The organism is Streptomyces sp. WM6386 (genome assembly GCF_000972385.1).
Lineage (GTDB): Bacteria > Actinomycetota > Actinomycetes > Streptomycetales > Streptomycetaceae > Streptomyces.
This window is the reverse complement of sequence record NZ_JXTE01000015.1, coordinates 18,840-34,535: the sequence shown is the minus strand read 5'-3', so window position 1 is coordinate 34,535 and position 15,696 is coordinate 18,840. Positions and strand designations below refer to the sequence as shown.

At 67.8% G+C, this 15,696-nt stretch carries 16 protein-coding genes; 12 read left to right on the top strand and 4 right to left on the bottom strand.

The window, feature by feature from the left end:
* Positions 1 to 5 precede the first annotated feature (5 nt).
* The 3 genes from TN53_RS11985 to TN53_RS11975 form a co-directional block, all read right to left on the bottom strand.
* A complete protein-coding gene (locus tag TN53_RS11985; protein ID WP_052745183.1) occupies positions 6 to 857 on the bottom strand; it encodes an MBL fold metallo-hydrolase in 852 nt (283 codons plus the stop codon).
* Between the two features lie 137 nt (positions 858 to 994).
* Positions 995 to 1,891 (bottom strand): alpha/beta hydrolase, encoded by an 897-nt coding sequence (locus TN53_RS11980; protein ID WP_046258494.1) that lies wholly within the window; start codon positions 1,889 to 1,891, stop codon positions 995 to 997.
* Positions 1,884 to 2,684: an alpha/beta hydrolase gene (locus TN53_RS11975; protein ID WP_159038118.1), complete on the bottom strand. Its 801-nt coding sequence runs from the start codon at positions 2,682 to 2,684 to the stop codon at positions 1,884 to 1,886. Before TN53_RS11975 ends, TN53_RS11980 begins: the two co-directional genes overlap by 8 nt.
* A 324-nt stretch (positions 2,685 to 3,008) precedes the next feature.
* Here TN53_RS11975 and TN53_RS11970 point away from each other — a divergent pair, with 324 nt between their 5' ends.
* The 9 genes from TN53_RS11970 (at position 3,009) to TN53_RS47230 (ending at position 11,744) form a co-directional block, all read left to right on the top strand.
* On the top strand, positions 3,009 to 3,728 hold the full coding sequence (locus TN53_RS11970; protein WP_046258493.1) for a flavin reductase family protein: 720 nt from the start codon (positions 3,009 to 3,011) through the stop codon (positions 3,726 to 3,728).
* Entirely contained in the window at positions 3,728 to 4,939 is a 1,212-nt protein-coding gene (locus TN53_RS47800) for an alpha/beta fold hydrolase (RefSeq protein WP_199924560.1), read from the top strand. Before TN53_RS11970 ends, TN53_RS47800 begins: the two co-directional genes overlap by 1 nt.
* Positions 4,940 to 5,018: 79 nt before the next feature.
* Positions 5,019 to 5,807: an enoyl-CoA hydratase/isomerase family protein gene (locus tag TN53_RS11955; RefSeq protein ID WP_046258492.1), complete on the top strand. Its 789-nt coding sequence runs from the start codon at positions 5,019 to 5,021 to the stop codon at positions 5,805 to 5,807.
* A gap of 129 nt (positions 5,808 to 5,936) precedes the next feature.
* Positions 5,937 to 6,563: a CGNR zinc finger domain-containing protein gene (locus tag TN53_RS11950; RefSeq protein WP_046258491.1), complete on the top strand. Its 627-nt coding sequence runs from the start codon at positions 5,937 to 5,939 to the stop codon at positions 6,561 to 6,563.
* Positions 6,564 to 7,485: 922 nt separating this feature from the next.
* Entirely contained in the window at positions 7,486 to 8,244 is a 759-nt protein-coding gene (locus TN53_RS11945) for a 3-oxoacid CoA-transferase subunit A (RefSeq protein WP_046258490.1), read from the top strand.
* Entirely contained in the window at positions 8,241 to 8,918 is a 678-nt protein-coding gene (locus TN53_RS11940; protein WP_046258489.1) for a 3-oxoacid CoA-transferase subunit B, read from the top strand. The genes TN53_RS11945 and TN53_RS11940 overlap by 4 nt, the downstream gene beginning before the upstream one ends.
* Positions 8,919 to 8,974: 56 nt before the next feature.
* Positions 8,975 to 10,147, top strand: coding sequence for a thiolase family protein (locus TN53_RS11935; RefSeq protein WP_046258488.1), 1,173 nt, complete (start codon positions 8,975 to 8,977; stop codon positions 10,145 to 10,147).
* 164 nt (positions 10,148 to 10,311) lie between these two features.
* On the top strand, positions 10,312 to 10,938 hold the full coding sequence (locus tag TN53_RS11930) for a peroxiredoxin (protein ID WP_046258487.1): 627 nt from the start codon (positions 10,312 to 10,314) through the stop codon (positions 10,936 to 10,938).
* 341 nt (positions 10,939 to 11,279) lie between these two features.
* Complete coding sequence (locus TN53_RS47230) at positions 11,280 to 11,744, top strand: hypothetical protein (RefSeq protein WP_159038117.1); 465 nt, start codon at positions 11,280 to 11,282, stop codon at positions 11,742 to 11,744.
* Here the strand turns inward: TN53_RS47230 and TN53_RS11925 are convergent.
* The gene (locus tag TN53_RS11925; protein WP_095046441.1) at positions 11,682 to 12,728 is read right to left on the bottom strand and encodes an AraC family transcriptional regulator; all 1,047 of its coding nucleotides are present in this window, start codon (positions 12,726 to 12,728) and stop codon (positions 11,682 to 11,684) included. The two genes, TN53_RS47230 and TN53_RS11925, sit on opposite strands and share 63 nt — an antisense overlap.
* Between TN53_RS11925 and TN53_RS11920 the strand changes: the two genes are divergently transcribed.
* The 3 genes from TN53_RS11920 to TN53_RS11910 all read left to right on the top strand — a co-directional run bounded on the left by TN53_RS11920 (position 12,718) and on the right by TN53_RS11910 (position 15,365).
* On the top strand, positions 12,718 to 13,782 hold the full coding sequence (locus tag TN53_RS11920) for a helix-turn-helix transcriptional regulator (RefSeq protein ID WP_199924559.1): 1,065 nt from the start codon (positions 12,718 to 12,720) through the stop codon (positions 13,780 to 13,782). The two genes, TN53_RS11925 and TN53_RS11920, sit on opposite strands and share 11 nt — an antisense overlap.
* A 173-nt stretch (positions 13,783 to 13,955) precedes the next feature.
* Positions 13,956 to 14,861 carry an alpha/beta hydrolase gene (locus TN53_RS11915; protein WP_046258484.1) on the top strand — a complete coding sequence of 302 codons (906 nt, stop codon included), beginning with the start codon at positions 13,956 to 13,958 and terminating at the stop codon, positions 14,859 to 14,861.
* Between the two features lie 66 nt (positions 14,862 to 14,927).
* On the top strand, positions 14,928 to 15,365 hold the full coding sequence (locus TN53_RS11910) for a tautomerase family protein (RefSeq protein WP_046258483.1): 438 nt from the start codon (positions 14,928 to 14,930) through the stop codon (positions 15,363 to 15,365).
* Positions 15,366 to 15,696 lie beyond the last annotated feature (331 nt).

Here is a 15,696-nt window from a genome sequence, read left to right as displayed (position 1 = left end):
TCGCGTCAGCCCTTCACCGAACGGGCCGAGCCCCACAGGGCGCCCGGGTTGACCCGGTCCGGATGGATCTCCAGCATCGCTTGGTAGAGCTCCTCAGTGGAGGCGGTGCGCGCGACGCAGTCCTCGAAGTCATCGATGTAGGCGCGGGTCTCGGCGAGGATGCCCGGTGAGTCAGGCCGGCCGGGACGCTTGTGCCCCGCCACGACATGGTCGGCTCCGAGGCCGGCAATCACGCCGAGCGCCTCCTTCCACGCTTTTCGGCCCTCGCTCGGCGACTCGGCGAGATAGAGGTGCACGTCGTTGTAGGCGGCATCCCCGGCGATCACGAGCCCGATGGACGGGACGTGCAGCGCGGTCGTGTCGTCGGTGTCGGTGTGACCGAGCGGCACGACCGTCAACTCTCGGCCCTCGAGTTCGAGCACCTGGTCCTTCATCGGGTCGGCTGCCACGAGGCGGTCCGGGATCTGGCCCGGGAACCTTGCGTTCCAGAAGCTCTCGACGAAGCTCGGCTCCATCTGCTTCGCCATGTGTTCGACGACCGCCGGCGTGGCGACCGCTCGAGCGGTCGGGAAGCGCTCGAGAAGGGTCGCCAGCCCGAACCAATGATCTCCATGTCCGTGAGTGACGTAGACCGTCGTCAGATTCCGGTCGTACGCTTCCACCCATTCGGCGAGCGCGACGGCTTGCTGGACCGTCATGACCGGGTCGACGAGTACCGCGTCCCGCTCGCCGTAGACGAGTGTCGAGGAGATGGGCGACCACATCCGCCGCTCCACACCGGGCGGCAGATCACTGATCTCTGTGGGGATCGAGGGTGAGATGTGGACTGCGTATCGAAGGTCCTTCTTACCGGCCAAGGCCGACTCCTGTCGTTTGTTCGTTATGGGGCCCCTGCCCCGCGGTCGAGGCGGCCTCGTGGGGCGCACCTTGCGTGAACTGCTCCAGCTCGCCCGGAATACCGGGTCCGGACGCCGCCCAGGCGGGGGCACTCGTTCTATGCCTGCAGAAACTTCCGGAACCAGTCGAGTGCTTCCGAGCCGGCGCGCTCGAACTGGGCGCGGTACGGGTCGAAGTGGCCGCCGGGGATGAGGATCAGCTTCTTGGGTTCGAGGGCGTCCTCGTAGGCCTCGAGAGCGACGTCGGCCACCGTCAGGTAATCGTCCTTGGCAACGATCATCAGCAAAGGCGTGGGGGACACCCTGCGGATGAACGACCCAGGCTCGTACATGCGCGCCATGCGCGTGGAGCGCACGGTCACCTTGTTCTCCCAGACTCCCTCGGGCAGCTCCTGGAGATAGAAGTCGACCGCGTCCGGGGAGTAGTAGGACGCGCGGACCGCGGGATCGGCGCTGACGATCTGCTGGTAGTCGAGTGGTTCACCGCGGGCGGCTCTGCGCTCCTCCTCCGCGAGCCCCTCTTCGAGGGCGGGTACGAGGTGCGGAGGAACGCGTCGAAGCGCCTGCCGGTAGCCGCTGATGTTCGGGACCTGCGCGACGACGGCCTTCAGGCGCCGGTCGGTGGCACCGAGCACGATGGCGTGTCCGCCGGCGTAACTGCTTCCCCAGACGCCGAGCCGGTCCGGGTCCACCTCGGGCTGCGCCTCCAGGAAGGAGATCGCCCGACGCCAGTCCTCGGCCTGCACCCACGGATTGACGTCCTGACGTGGCTCGCCGTCGCTGGCGCCGAACGTGCGGTGGTCGTGGAGGAGTACGGCGAAGCCCGCCTCGGCGAACCGCCGGGCGAAGCCCTCCAGGGTGTGCTCCTTGACGCCCGCGTAGCCGTGAGCCATGGAGATCGCCGGATGCGGGCCTTCGCCTTCGGGTACGAAGTACCAGCCGCGCAGGGTCACTCCGCCGTCGGCGGTGAAGGCCACGTCTCGCCTGTCAACCATGGTTCCTCTTTTCCTTACTGGCACTCCTGCCGCGCCGGGTGGGTGGCGGGCCGGTGGGGTGGGCTGCCGTCGGGGGGCCGTCGGCGAGCCAGGAGTCGATCTGTTTCCAGCCCTCGGACCACTCCGGGTCGAGCATCATGGTGTGTCCGACGCCGGCGATCTTCCGGAGTCGCGCCCCGTAGCGCCGCGCAGTGGCCCGTACGGAGACGAGGGGCACGAGCCGGTCCTTCGCGGCGGCGAGTACCAGGACCGGCAGCGGCGGCACGCGCGTCGGCCGGTGGAAGAGGAACTGGTACTGGACGAACGGGGAGTCGGGGGACATGCGCTTGCTCGCCTCGGCCGTCGCCGGGTCGTCCGGGTGGGCGTAGAGGATGTGGGGACCGAGCTTGATCGGCCTGCCGGCTATGTAGCGCGGCACTTCCCACGGCTGCCGGCGCAGTACCGCCAGAATCGTGTGCACCGCGGGGCGTGGGGGCAGTGGAGCGACCAGGATCATGGCAGCGGCGTTCGCCGCCGCGGCCGCGCGTTGGACGACCAGCGCGCCCATGGAGTGCCCGATCAGCACGACGGGCCCCGGGAGCGAGCGTGCGGCGCGGACGACGTCGGCCTCGTAGTCGCTCAGCGCGGAGCGGGCGGCGGTGCCGCCGCTGCCACCGTGGCCGCGCAGGGAGATCGCCCAGCTGTCGTGTCCGGCCGCGGCCGCCGCGGCCATCCAGTCCTCCCAGACCCAGGCGGCGTAGCCCAGACCGTGCACGAACAGCAACCGGGGTGTTCCGGGTGCCGCGGGTCTCACTGGCGCGGCGTGGAGCATCTCCAGTGCCGGTTCCCCGGTGAGACCTGGAAGCGTTGTTGCTTTCATAGCGGCGGACCCTAACAGTCGGGTACACAGGTTACAACGGTATGACTCTGTCATTTCTCGGGTGGCGCACACCTGGCGTTGTCACAGGTGTAAGCGCTACGATCCTGTACGCATCAGAGGTCGTCCCGCTCGCCCCGCACTTCCCCGGGGCTGTCCGCACCCGGTATCGACCGGGAATCGAGCCGGCCATCGTCGCGGGCGCCGAGAGCGGGCCGAGACCGGCAGCCCTTCGGATGAGGCGTTCAACGGAGAGTGCAAATGATCATCGATACGGCATCGCTCGACGCCAGGTCGAGCTACAAACTTCTCATCGGCAGCGTGCTGCCGCGCGCGATCGCCTGGGTCAGCACCCGGTCGACCGCGGGCATCGGCAACGTGGCCCCAGTGTCCTTCTTCACCGTCGTCGGCCGGCTTCCCCCGATCGTGTCGATCTCCCTTCAGCCCCGCTCCGACGAGGTCACCCTGAAGGACACGTTCGTCAACATCCGGGACACCGGTGAGTTCGTGGTGAACATGGCGTCGATCGGCCACGCCGACGAGGTGCACCGCTCCGCCTTCGAGTTCGGCTCGGAGGTCGACGAATTCGAGGCGCTCGGCCTGGAGAAGGGCAAGTGCGAGGTCGTAGCGGCGCCCCGGATCGCCGACGCCCCCATTTCCATGGAGTGCGTGGTCGATCGGATCATCCCCATGCCCCCGATGCCGGACCACGTGGTCTGGGGGCGTGTGGAGCGCTTCCACGTGCGCGACGACCTCTACCTGCCCGGCGGGCGCATCGACATCGGTGCCCTGGGTGCCGTCGGGCGTCTGGCCGCCGAGTACTCGCTCGTCGACAACGCCTTCACCACCCCCCTTCCCGAGGAGCTCGTCGAGCGTCTGCGCGTGACGCGCAGCGCGCGGCTCGATGAACGTCCGACGGACTTCTCACCCATCGACACGGCGGAATGGTCGCCTTCCGGATCAACGAGGACGGAACCGTAATGACCAGAGACCTTGCTCGCACCGACCCAGCCGGTACCGACGGTGGCGAGGCGCTCCCGCAGGCGCCGACACTGCTGCTCGTCCACGGCTTCCTGGACGACGCCACCGTGTGGGACGGCTTCGTCGAAGCCCTGAAGGGAGCCGTGGCGACGGCGCGTATCGATCTCCCGGGTTCCGGGACCCATGCGTCCTGTGCCGAGGACGCGGAGAAGCTGAGTCTGGCCCTGTTCGCCGACGAGGTCGCATCCGCCGTCGACGACATCGAGGGGCCCGTCGTGGTGGTGGGCCAGAGCGTGGGCTCCCAGGTTGCCGAACTCGCGGCCGCCGCCCGGCCCGGGCGCGTCGCCGGACTGGTTCTGCTCACGCCGGTCCCGCTCGGGGGCACCCGTCTGCCCGAGGAAGCCGTCGTGCCGTTCCGGGCACTCGGCGGGAACGCGGAGGCCCAGCGTGCCGTTCGCACCCAGCTCTCGCCGGCGCTCGACAAGGAGGCACTGGACGCGCTGAGCCGCAGCGGCCTGCTGGTTGCCCCGCCCGTGGTCGCACGGTACGTCGACATCTGGAACAACGGTGTCGAGGAGGCACCGGAACAGAGCGCGTACTTGGGCCCCGTCCTCATCGTCCGCGGCGACAGCGACGGCTTCGTCACCGAGGAAGTTGTCACCGGCGCCATCGTGCCTCGTTTCCCCGCTGCGCGTCAGGCGACGGTTCCCGGCGGTGGGCACTGGCTGCACGTGGAGTACCCCCACGCCCTGGCCCGCGAAGTCCTCGGCTTCCTTCAGAACCTGAATGCCGGCGATGCGGCTTCGGGCTGGCGCAGTGGCTTCTCGGAGCACTCCGAGAACACCTTCGCCCAGGGCTTCGCCGAGGACGTCGTGCTGGAGGCCAGCATCCTTGCCCGGCCGATCGCCGGTCGGGCGCTCGTCGCCTCCGCTCTCGCGGCCGCGAGCACCATCTACGAGTCGCTGGAGTTCACGGCCGAGGTCTCCGACGCCACCACGACCTACCTGCAGTGGAAGGCGACGGCGTTCGGCGGAGTGGCGTTCTGCGGTGTCACGCTGCTGGAGAAGAACGCGGACGGCGACGTCGTCCGGGCGGCGATCCACCATCGCCCGCTCGGAGCAGTCCTGCGATTCTCCGCCACGGTCCGCGACCGGCTGGACGGCATCGTCCCGCCCGATCACTTCTATGCGGGCGACCCGCAGCCCGCTTAGGGCGCGTAGCCCAGTAGCCCCGTCTGTCCCGTGCGGCCACGTTCAGCAACCGTGTCCGCAGGAAAGAAATGGAAGACCGATGAGCCATCTTGGTTTCGACATCAACGACCACGTCGCCGAGATCGTCCTGGACAACCCGCCGCAGAACCGTATCGACGAACAGATGGCCGAGGAACTGCTCGCCGCGGTCGAGAAGGCGGAGTCATCGGGGGCGCGGGCGATCCTCCTGCGGGCCGAAGGGCCTGACTTCTGCTTCGGCGGGGACATCGTCACGTGGCCCGACCTCGACGTGCGGCAGCTGCGGATGCTGTTCGAGCGCTACATGTTCGCCTTCAACCGCTTCGAGCAGATGCCCGTGCCAGTGATCGCAGCGGTGAACGGCCTGTGCTTCGGCGGGGGCTTCGAACTCGCGCTGCGCTCCGACGTGATCTTCGCCGGCGAGGGGGCCCGGTTCGGGCACCCGGAGCAGACGCTGGGTATTGTCACCCTGCTTGGCGGCATCTACCGATCGGCCGCTCGTGCGGGCCGTGCCAGGGCCTACGAATGGGCACTGACCTCGGAACAGGTTCCCGCTGCCACCATGGCGCAGGCCGGAGTCGTCAACCACGTTCTGCCCGATGCCGAAGTCCTTGAAGCCGCTCGGGCGTTCGCCCGCAAGGTGGCCGCAGGGCCCACCCGGGCGCACGCCGCGCACAAGGCGCTGCTGCGGATGTGGGAAGCCGGTGGCGTGAAGGCCGCCGACGACTCGATGTTCGACATCGCCATCCCCCTGTTCGAGTCCAAGGACGTGACCGTCGCTCTTGCGTCGGCTGTGTCGGCCTACAAGGCCGGACAGCCCCGACCCACCGTCGACTTCACCGGGGAATAGGGGAGTAGGTCGCCTCGCGGGGCCGTCGTGCCGGCGGCCCGCTCGTGCGGTCTGGCCATGGGTCACAGGTGAAAGCGATAGGCTCTTACAGAGGCTATGCAAGAACCCTGACGGCACCAGGAGGACACGATGAGTGCGGCGGTCCAATGGCCGGCCTCGGCTCGCTATGAGGAAGTCGAACACAACGCCCCAGGCGGGCTGGGATTCGTACAGGACCTCTTGAACACAGCGAGCCTGGGCAAGCCACGTCAGCCTGACCTTCTGGAGTCCGTCGATGCGGCGGAGCAATGGCTCCGGTCCTCCCTCACAACGCTGAGCAGTATCGACCCCAGCGCTCCTTGCGCTCCCAGCCCCCTCGATGCGCGGGGCCTCGGGCGCCTCCGATCGCTGCGCGACGACCTCCGTGCCGCGCTGGCCACCGGGCATGCCGACGAACCTGCCGCCGCCGTCGCCGCACCGTCGGTCGAGACGACGGCAGCCGTCAAGCTGGACGCCGGAGGCGCGCGGCTACAGGCGCGCGGCAAGGGTGTCGAACTTCTCCGCTCGTACGTCATGATCCAACTGGCCGCCGCCACCTATGCCGACACGATGCGGCGACTGAAGGTGTGTGCGAACCCTCGCTGCCGCGGCGCGTTCTACGACCGCTCCAAGAACTGCTCGCGTCTCTGGCACGACGTCACCACCTGTGGGAACACCCAGAACGTACGGGCCTATCGGGCCCGTCTGAAGGAACGCGGGCTCTCCTCGGCGCGGTAATGCGACGGCATCCGCAAGCGGACGCCGTCGCGCGTGGTGCGGGCGCTGCCGAAGATGCTCAGGCACAGAGGCCGAGTCAGTCCGGCGGGGCGGCGCCGTCCCGCCACCGTCCGTCCGGCAGCAACCGAGGCAGCCGACACGAAGCACGGCTGACGCCTCCCGCTGCGGCACGCTGGGCAGTCTCGCCGTACGGTGTGATCTGCCCGGCGCAGTTCGCCGGCTGCCGCTTCGTCACGCAGGCCGTCTCCCGCTTGCGCCCCGTGCGGCCTCGCACCGAACGGGGGCGGCGCTGATCGCGGGGCGGGCTCCGCAGGCGGCCTTCGCCGCACTGGTCTCTCCTACGTCAACTAGCCCCGCTCCTGCCGGAATTCCGGTGGGCCGGCGGCCGGTTGCCATCGGCACCTGGGTTCCCTGGGCGGCGACCGTCCTCGTACCCGTACCGGTCTCACTCGGCCCGCCCAGAGCGGAGCCGCCGCCCAGCGCTGCCTGCGCCGTTCGCGCTCGGCTCGGCGATCAACGCAGCCTCCGCCGGCTCGGCGCTGTCCTCGGCAACCCGCAGGGGTCACGGCCGTCGAATCCTTCCATGGCGTCGGGTGGCTCTTCGCAGCTCGCGGTCCGGCGGCCGGACTCCTCCTGTGGACACTTCCTCCGGGCACATGAGGCACGCCCCGCTGCCGCCCGCCGGATGGCCGGCCGCACCGCCCGGCACGGGACTACGGGCGGACGAAAGCGGCTGCCCCGGCCCCCGGGCGACCCCTTCGACGCATGGCCCAGTTGCCCAGCGGAAGTGCGGCACAGCCCGTGGCTGACCTGTTGGGTACATAGGTATTAGTCTTTTGACTATGTACGAATCGCTGCTCCCGATGTACTGTTACCGCTGGCAGGGCGGCATTGAGGCCGCTTCGCGAAAGGGTGATGTCACTTGATCTCGAAGGTCTGTCCGAGCGTCGCCGAGGCCGTGGCGGGCATCGAGGACGGGGCAACGATCATGATCGGTGGTTTCGGCAGAGCCGGTCAGCCCGTGGAGTTGATCGATGCCCTTCTCGAGCAGGGCGCCTGCGAACTCGTGGTCATCAACAACAACGCAGGCAACGGAAACACGGGCCTGGCCGCTCTGCTCGCCGCAGGCCGCGTCCGCAAGATCATCTGCTCGTTCCCGCGTCAGAGCGACTCCTACGTCTTCGACCGCCTCTACCGGGCGGGGAAGATCGAGCTCGAACTCGCCCCGCAGGGGACACTGGCTGAACGCATCCGAGCCGCAGGCGCGGGAATCGGCGCGTTCTTCACTCCCACGGGCTTCGGCACCCCGCTGGCCGCCGGCAAGGAGCATCGGGTCATCGGCGGGCGCGACCACGTGCTGGAACACCCTCTGCACGCCGACTACGCGCTGGTGAGCGGCCATCTGGCCGACCGCTGGGGCAACGTGGTGTACCGCAGGACCGCGCGGAACTTCGGGCCGATCATGGCTGCCGCCGCGCAGAGCACCGTCGTACAGGTGGACCGCGTCGTGGAGTTGGGTGCGATCGATCCCGAGACCGTTGTCACGCCGGGGATCTTCGTCGATCGGGTGGTCGGTGTCGGAGAGCGGACATGGCTGCGTGAGGGCGCCTTCGTCGGCGCCGCGGACGCGGAGGGCAACCCGAACCCGAGCACCATCGAATCACGGGACGAAAACCGATGACCGTTCTCAGCTCCGGCCTTTCCCGCCGCGAACTCGCCGCCCGCATCGCGCTGGACATTCCCGAGGGCTCCGTCGTGAACCTGGGGATCGGTGCGCCGACGCTCGTGGCCGATGCCATCCCCGAAGATGTGGAAGTCGTCCTGCACACCGAGAACGGCATGCTGGCGATGGGGCCGGCACCAGTGCCGGGCCACATCGATCCGGATCTCATCAACGCGGGGAAGCAGCCGGTGACCGAGCGGCCCGGAGCCTCCTATTTCCACCACGCCGACTCGTTCGCCATGATGCGCGGAGGGCACCTGGACATCTGCGTGCTCGGGGCGTTCCAGATCTCCGAGCACGGCGACCTGGCCAACTGGCACACCGGCGCCGCCGACGCCATACCCGCGGTCGGCGGGGCGATGGACCTGGCGATCGGTGCCAGGTCGGTGTGGGTGATGACTGATCTGCTCACCCGGGACAGCACACCAAAGCTCGTCACACAGTGCACCTACCCCCTCACCGGCCTGGGCTGCGTGTCCCGCGTCTACACCGACCACGCGGTATTCGACATCACCCCCGCCGGCTTTGCGGTGCGCGAGTTGTTCGGCACCGCCACGATCGACGCGCTCACCGCGGCCACCGGACTGCACCTCAGGGATGGACGAGTAGTCCCCCTTGCCGACGGTTCCTGACAAGGCGCCAACACAATTCCGCCACTCGACGACCATGAACGAAAACGGACGAGGTCATGACCGCTAGCTTCGTATACGACGCTCTACGAACCCCTTTCGGAAAGTACGGCAAAGCACTGGAGGGCGTACGCCCGGACGACCTCGCCGCACATGTCATGAGCGCCATCGTCGAGCGGCAGCCGGACCTGGACCCGGAGCGGATCGACGACATCGTGTTCGGCAACGCCAATGGCGCCGGCGAGGACAATCGCAATGTGGCCCGCATGGGCGCACTGCTGGCAGGGTTCCCCACCAGTACGCCCGGCGTGACCGTCAACCGCCTGTGCGGCTCCGGAGTCGAGGCGGTCATCCAGGGCAGCCGCGCCATCGAAGCAGGTGACGCAACGCTCGTGCTCGCCGGCGGCGTCGAGTCGATGAGCCGCGCACCGTGGGTCGTGCCCAAGCCGGACCGAGCCTACCCGGCAGGCAACGCGACCATGGTCTCCACCACCCTGGGATGGCGGCTCGTGAACCCCCGCATGCCCGAGCAGTGGACCATCCCCCTGGGACAGACAGCCGAGATCCTCGCGGAACGCTTCGCCGTCTCCCGCCAGGAGCAGGATGCCTTCGCCCTGCGCAGCCATCAGAACGCGGCACGCGCATTCGCCGACGGCGCCTACGCGGCAGAGATCATCGGTATGCCCGGTGTCGACCTCGACCGCGACGAGGGCATCCGCGACGACACGAGCATGGCCGCCCTCGCCGCGCTCAGGCCGGCGTTCCTCGCGAACGGAAGCGTCACAGCGGGCAACTCCTCTCCCCTCAACGACGGTGCCTCCGCAGTACTGCTCGGAGCCGAGAACGCCCTGCCCGGAGCGCAACCCCTGGCCCGCATCACCGGGCGAGGAGTGGCCGGCAACGACCCGGACGTCTTCGGCATCGCCCCGGTGGAGGCAGCCAACCGCGCCCTCGCCCGCGCCGGCAGAACCTGGTCGGACGTCGACCTCGTCGAACTCAACGAGGCATACGCCGCCCAGAGCATCGCCTGCATGCGGCTCTGGCCCGAACTCGATCCCCAGAAGGTCAACGTCGACGGCGGTGCCATCGCCATCGGCCACCCCCTCGGCGCCTCCGGAGGACGCATCGTCGGACACCTCGCACACGCACTTGCCGCACGCGGCGGCGGTATTGGCGTCGCCGCCATCTGCATCGGCGTCGGCCAGGGACTCGCCGTAGTGCTCGAAGCTTGACCGCCGGAGCGACAGGGCCGGCTCGCCACGGTCCGCGTCGCCACCGAGGCTGGGGGAGCAGTGCTGTGCGCCGTCACGTCGGTTTCGGGCTTCAGGTGCTCCAGCGGCACTTCGCCGCGCATTACCTTCCCCACACGCCACTCTGATTGAAGGAGAACGCCGAAATGACGCTCCAAATAGGTGACCTCGCCCCTGATTTCACGGCAGAGTCCGCCACCGGTGAACTGCGTTTCCATGAATGGCTCGGCGAGAGTTGGGGAATATTGTTCTCCCATCCCGCCGACTTCACTCCGGTCTGCACCACGGAGCTCGGAGCGGCCGCCCGGCTTGAACCCGAATTTGCCAGGCGTGACACGAAGATCGCTGCAGTGTCGGTCGACTCCGCCAAGGATCACCGCACTTGGGCGAACGACATCGCCGAGACGCAGGGCGCCCAGGTCAACTTCCCTATGATCGCCGACAGTGACCGGTCCGTTGCAGGCCTCTACGGGATGATCCACCCGAACGCATCCGACACAGCGACGGTGCGCACCGTCTTCGTCATCGGTCCCGACAAGAAGATCAAGCTGACCATGACATATCCGGCCAGTACGGGGCGGAACTTCGCAGAGATTCTTCGCGTGCTGGACTCTCTGCAGCTCACGGCTCAGCACCAACTGGCCACGCCTGCGGACTGGCAGCCGGGCCAGGAGGTCGTCATCACCCCTGCCGTAAGTGACGAAGAGGCAGCCATTCGGTTTCCCGGATATCGAACGGTGAAGCCATATCTGCGCCTGACGGACCAGCCGTAAGTCTCCCGCCGCCCATACCGGCCGATACGGGCGGAGAAAGCAATGATGTCTGCGCCGGCGCGCGTCGCCGCTCCGGTCGACTGCCCAGACCGCGCCGTCCGAAGCAGCGATCTCGGTCAGCTGCACCGTGGTCGCGCCGGGAAGAGGTCCTGCCCAGCGGAAACGCTGGGCAGGACCTTTCTCGTACGTACCAAAACGTGAACGGTGATTCGGCCGTTGCTGCCTCTCTGGAGCGCTGGGTGACCGCGCGGCGAGTCCCGGACCCGCCTCCCTTGCGGTGCGTCGACGCCGGGCAGAGCCCTTTCGCCGGCAGCTGGCCGACCTCGCTCGCCGCGCGCGACGTGGACACCGCACTCACGCTGCTGCGCAACGTCCTTGCCCGAGCACCCGCTTCGTTGGAGGCGGCCTGCGAGGACCTGCCGTCCGCGCTGCTGCCTGGCCGCCCCACCGACGACATCGCTCTGCTCGTGGCGCGAACCCGAGCGCTTGACGCCAGGCATGTCGCCACATGGGATCTCACCTCCGACCCGACGATCACGGCCGGTGCCCGCACCTACGCATCCGACCAACTCGCCGCCCAGGGCCCGGAAGAGCTGTCCTTCACCACGGAGCTCATGGTCAGCGAAATGGTGACCAACGCCATCCGCTACGGGAAAGCCCACATACAGCTGCGGATGATCCTCCAATCCACTCTGATGTGCGAAGTAGGGCAAGGCCATCTGGGCCGGGCTCGCGGAGCACGCTCAGTCGATGCGGGCGGACTGACCTTTCGGCTCCCGTCCCTCACGTCGCAGTCCGGAAGGTGACGTGGCGAACCACCGATGTACCGCACGAGTGAGGCTGGACTGTTCCTGCATCCCCAGGCTGGCCGCGATCTGCGAGAAGGACAGGTCGGTCCTCGTGATCAAGTCCAGGGCCTGACTCCGGCGTACACCATCGACGACGCCGGAGAAGGTCGTGCCCTCCTTGGACAGGGACCGCTGCAGCGAACGCGGGTGGAGACTCAGCAGGCGCGCGACCTTCGGCAGGTCCGGACCACTGGATCCGAGCTGTTCGCTGAGAATCGCTGCGACCAGGTCCGACATCGGCACGTGCTGGTGGCCGAAGTGCGTTTCGAGATGGTCCATCGCGATGTCGTGGAGCAGGTCGTCGCCGCCCCTGACCGGTGTCGAGAACAGGTGGCTCGGGACACGCAGGACCGCGCTCGGACAGTCGAACCTGACCTCGGCCCCGAAGTACTTCCGGTAAGAGCTTTCCCGTGCCAGGCGAGCATGTGGAAGCAGGACCGAACGAAGTCCGTAGGCTGCGTCGCCGTGGAGCAGCGTCAGGACTCGGTGGACGATCCCGATGCCGTAGTCGATCGCCTGTGGTGACGCCTTGATGCCCGTGGTTGTGTAGCGGAGGCCGACCACACCGGGACTTCCCAGCGGGTCGTCGGTTTCCTCGAGTGAGAGGGCCGGGCTGTAGACGAACAGGTACCGGCTCGCGCACTCGACGGCCTCGCCGATCGTGCGCGAGTTCTCCATGGCGATCGCCAGCGGTCCCAGCACATGCAGATCCTGCTGCGCCGCCATCCTCAACCCGAGGTCCGGAAGCGCGAATTGGCGGGCCGTTTCCTCGAGAACGCGCTCGACCACTCGGAGACTGGCGAACGAGTTGCCCTCGGCGATCCTCGCCTCGTCGAAGCCGTAGGCCGCGAGGAGTTCCGGGCCCGAGCCGCCGATCTCGGTGACGAGCGCGGAGAGCCCCTGCAGGGCAGAGCACCGGACAGGAAGATCGGTGTCACGCAAGGACAAATCCTTGTCGCCTCAGGGCAAGTACCGGAATGTTTCAACGAAGCAAACTACGAGTCACAACCGAGAGGACAGCTTCTACCGAGCTGGAGCCGAAGTGAATGTCGCCCCACCCATGCTAAGCCCCGCCGGCCTGCTGACACCCGAAGAGTTGGACGTCCGCTGGAGGCTCGCCGTCCGTGACCGCCTTGCCTCCATGGACCTGCGGCTCACCGGGCCGGTCAAGCGCCTCGGATCTGCTGAGGAGCTGGACCTCGGAGACCTGCTCATCACCGACTGGGTGTGCCCGCAGGTCGAAGGGATCCGAGGCAGAAACGCAGTGCGTCAGGACGACGACGCGCTGCTCCTCCTCGCCGCCAACGCCGGTCAGCAGAACATCGAGACCGCTGACGAGACCGTCGTCCTGCGACCAGGAACGGTTCTCCTCATGAGCAACCGCACCACCGGGCGGTTCCTCATCCCGGATCACCTGGCCAAACGAACGGTCCGGGTGCCCATGAGTGCCCTGGCCCCGTTCAACGCGGGGGGCGGTGCACCCGGTTGCCTGCTCCTGGACACGGCTCAGAACCCTTTGGCCAACCTCCTCCACGGCTTCGTCATGAGCCTGGACCGGCACATCGGGCGGATGTCCGCGGCGGAGGTCGAGGGAGCGCGCAACTCCCTCCTCGTCCTCATCGCCGGCATGATCCGTGCGAGTCGACCCCACATCGGCGACGACGAGTTTCTCCAGGTGTTCCGACGGCGGCTGGAAGACTGGATCATTGACCATCTCTCCGGTGGACCGATCAGAGTCGCCGACCTCGCCGCCGCCCACAGCGTTTCTCCGAGGACGGTCCACCGGGCCTTCGCGTCGACCGGGGACACCGTCGGGGCGGTGATCCGCATGCACCGCCTGGCAGCGGCCAGGGGCGACCTGGTGAACACGAACCTCTCCATTGCCGCGATCGCGCACCGGTGGGGCTTCTGCGACGCGAGCCACTTCGGACGGGAGTTCCGTCGAGAGTTCTCGCTGTCGCCCGGCGACTACCGGGAAGCCCACGGATGCGCCTGACCGTCTCCTCGTAGGCCGTGGCACACCCGTACCACCCCGCGGCGCGATCCTTCTATGAGCCCGCCCAGGCATTCGTGGATTCTGGCCCCGACACCACTACTCGCGAGTGTCGGATCACTCCGAGCGAACCTCCACACGACCGACGGACCGTCGCAAGCGAATCGGAAGATCACATGCATCGAGAAGACATCGAGTTCAAGGGCGAGGGCGGCGTCACCCTCCGAGGCTGGTTCTGTCCGGCCAGGAACACCAGCACGCCGGCACCGGTCGTGGTCCTGGCGCACGGGCTGTCATGCGTCAAGGAGATGCACCTCGACGACTATGCCGTGGTCTTCTCCGAAGCCGGCCTCAACGTGCTCGCCTACGATCACCGGAATTTCGGCGACAGTGAGGGAACGCCCCGTCAGGAAGTCGACCCGGTCCTGCAGTACCGGGATTTCCGGAACGCGATCACCTACGCCACCACCCGCCCCGAGGTGGACGCGTCGAAGATCGGCATCTGGGGCTCCAGCTTCTCCGGCGGACACGTCCTCATGGTCGCGGCGATCGACAAGAGGGTGAAGGCCGTCGTCTCCCAGGTGCCGTTCATCACGGGTCCGCGCACCCTGAGCCGGGCGATCCGGCCGGACTTCATCCCAGTCTTCCGTGCGATCCAGGAGGGCGACCGACTCAACCGGTTCACCGGCGGAGAGCCCGCTATGGTCCCGGTCGTCGCGGCCGACCCCACGGCGCAGGCCGTGATGCCCGCGGCCGACGCCTACGAGTGGTTCAGCAAGACATCGGCGGACCGGGCGCCCAACTGGAAGAACGAGCTGACGGCTCGAAGCATGGAAATGGTGACCGAGTACGCCCCGGGCACCTTCATCAGCCGCATCGCGCCGACCCCGCTCCTGATGATCGTGGCCGACAACGACAGGGTGGCACCGTTCGAGTTGGCCCTCGACGCGTACGAGGAGGCCCGGGAGCCGAAGCAGATCATCGTCAAGCAGGGTGGCCACTTCGACTTCTACAGCGGCCCCGGCTTCGACGAGCTCTCCGCAGCCGCACGGGACCACTTCGTCAGGCACCTCCGGGACTGAGCCCCCTCCTGAGCCGCACCGACGAGCCGCACCTTCCGTCACCGATCCATCCATCAAGGAGCCGCAATGCCGTACTGGGAGATCTTCACCCCCGAGAACGCCTTCACCCCGGAGGACAAGGAACAACTGTCCGAGCGGATCACCTCGCTCTACGTGGACTACGTCAACCTGCCGAAGTTCTATGTCGTCGTCCTGTTCAAGGACATGCCGGCGAACACCATGTACGTCGGTGGCAAGGCGAACAACAACTTCATACGGATCCGCACGGACCACATCGCCCGGCAGATGGACGACCCCGAGATGCGGTTCATGTGCATGGAGATCATCGAGGAGAAGCTGGCGCCGCTCGTCAAGGACCGCGGCTACGACTGGGAGGTCCACATCGACGAGACCGCCATGGACCTGTGGCGCGTCCAGGGCCTCGTTCCGCCTCCGCCGGAGTCCGACATCGAGAAGCTCTGGGCCAAGGAGAACCGGCCCGTCCCCTACGAGCTGACCGGCTGACCCCCTGAGCGAGGTCCCGAGGCATCGTGAGGTGCTGTCGACCGTGCGTGCCCCGGGACCTCATCCATCTCCGGATGATCCTCTGAGGAGCCCATGACGACCACAGCGCGTACCACCCGCGGCGAGGGCATGCCCTACCGCATCGACCGGCCGACCTTCGCGGACATCATGCGCGATCTGCGGATCCCGAGGAGCGATCCGGGAGCCGGGGACAGGATTCCCACAACGGCCTGCCGACAGCAGACGCAGGCCGCTTCAGCAGCGAAAGTATCGCCGCGGACGGCCGTCCCGTCCTGCTCGTCCTCGATTCACTGACCTGGCTCCGCGCTGC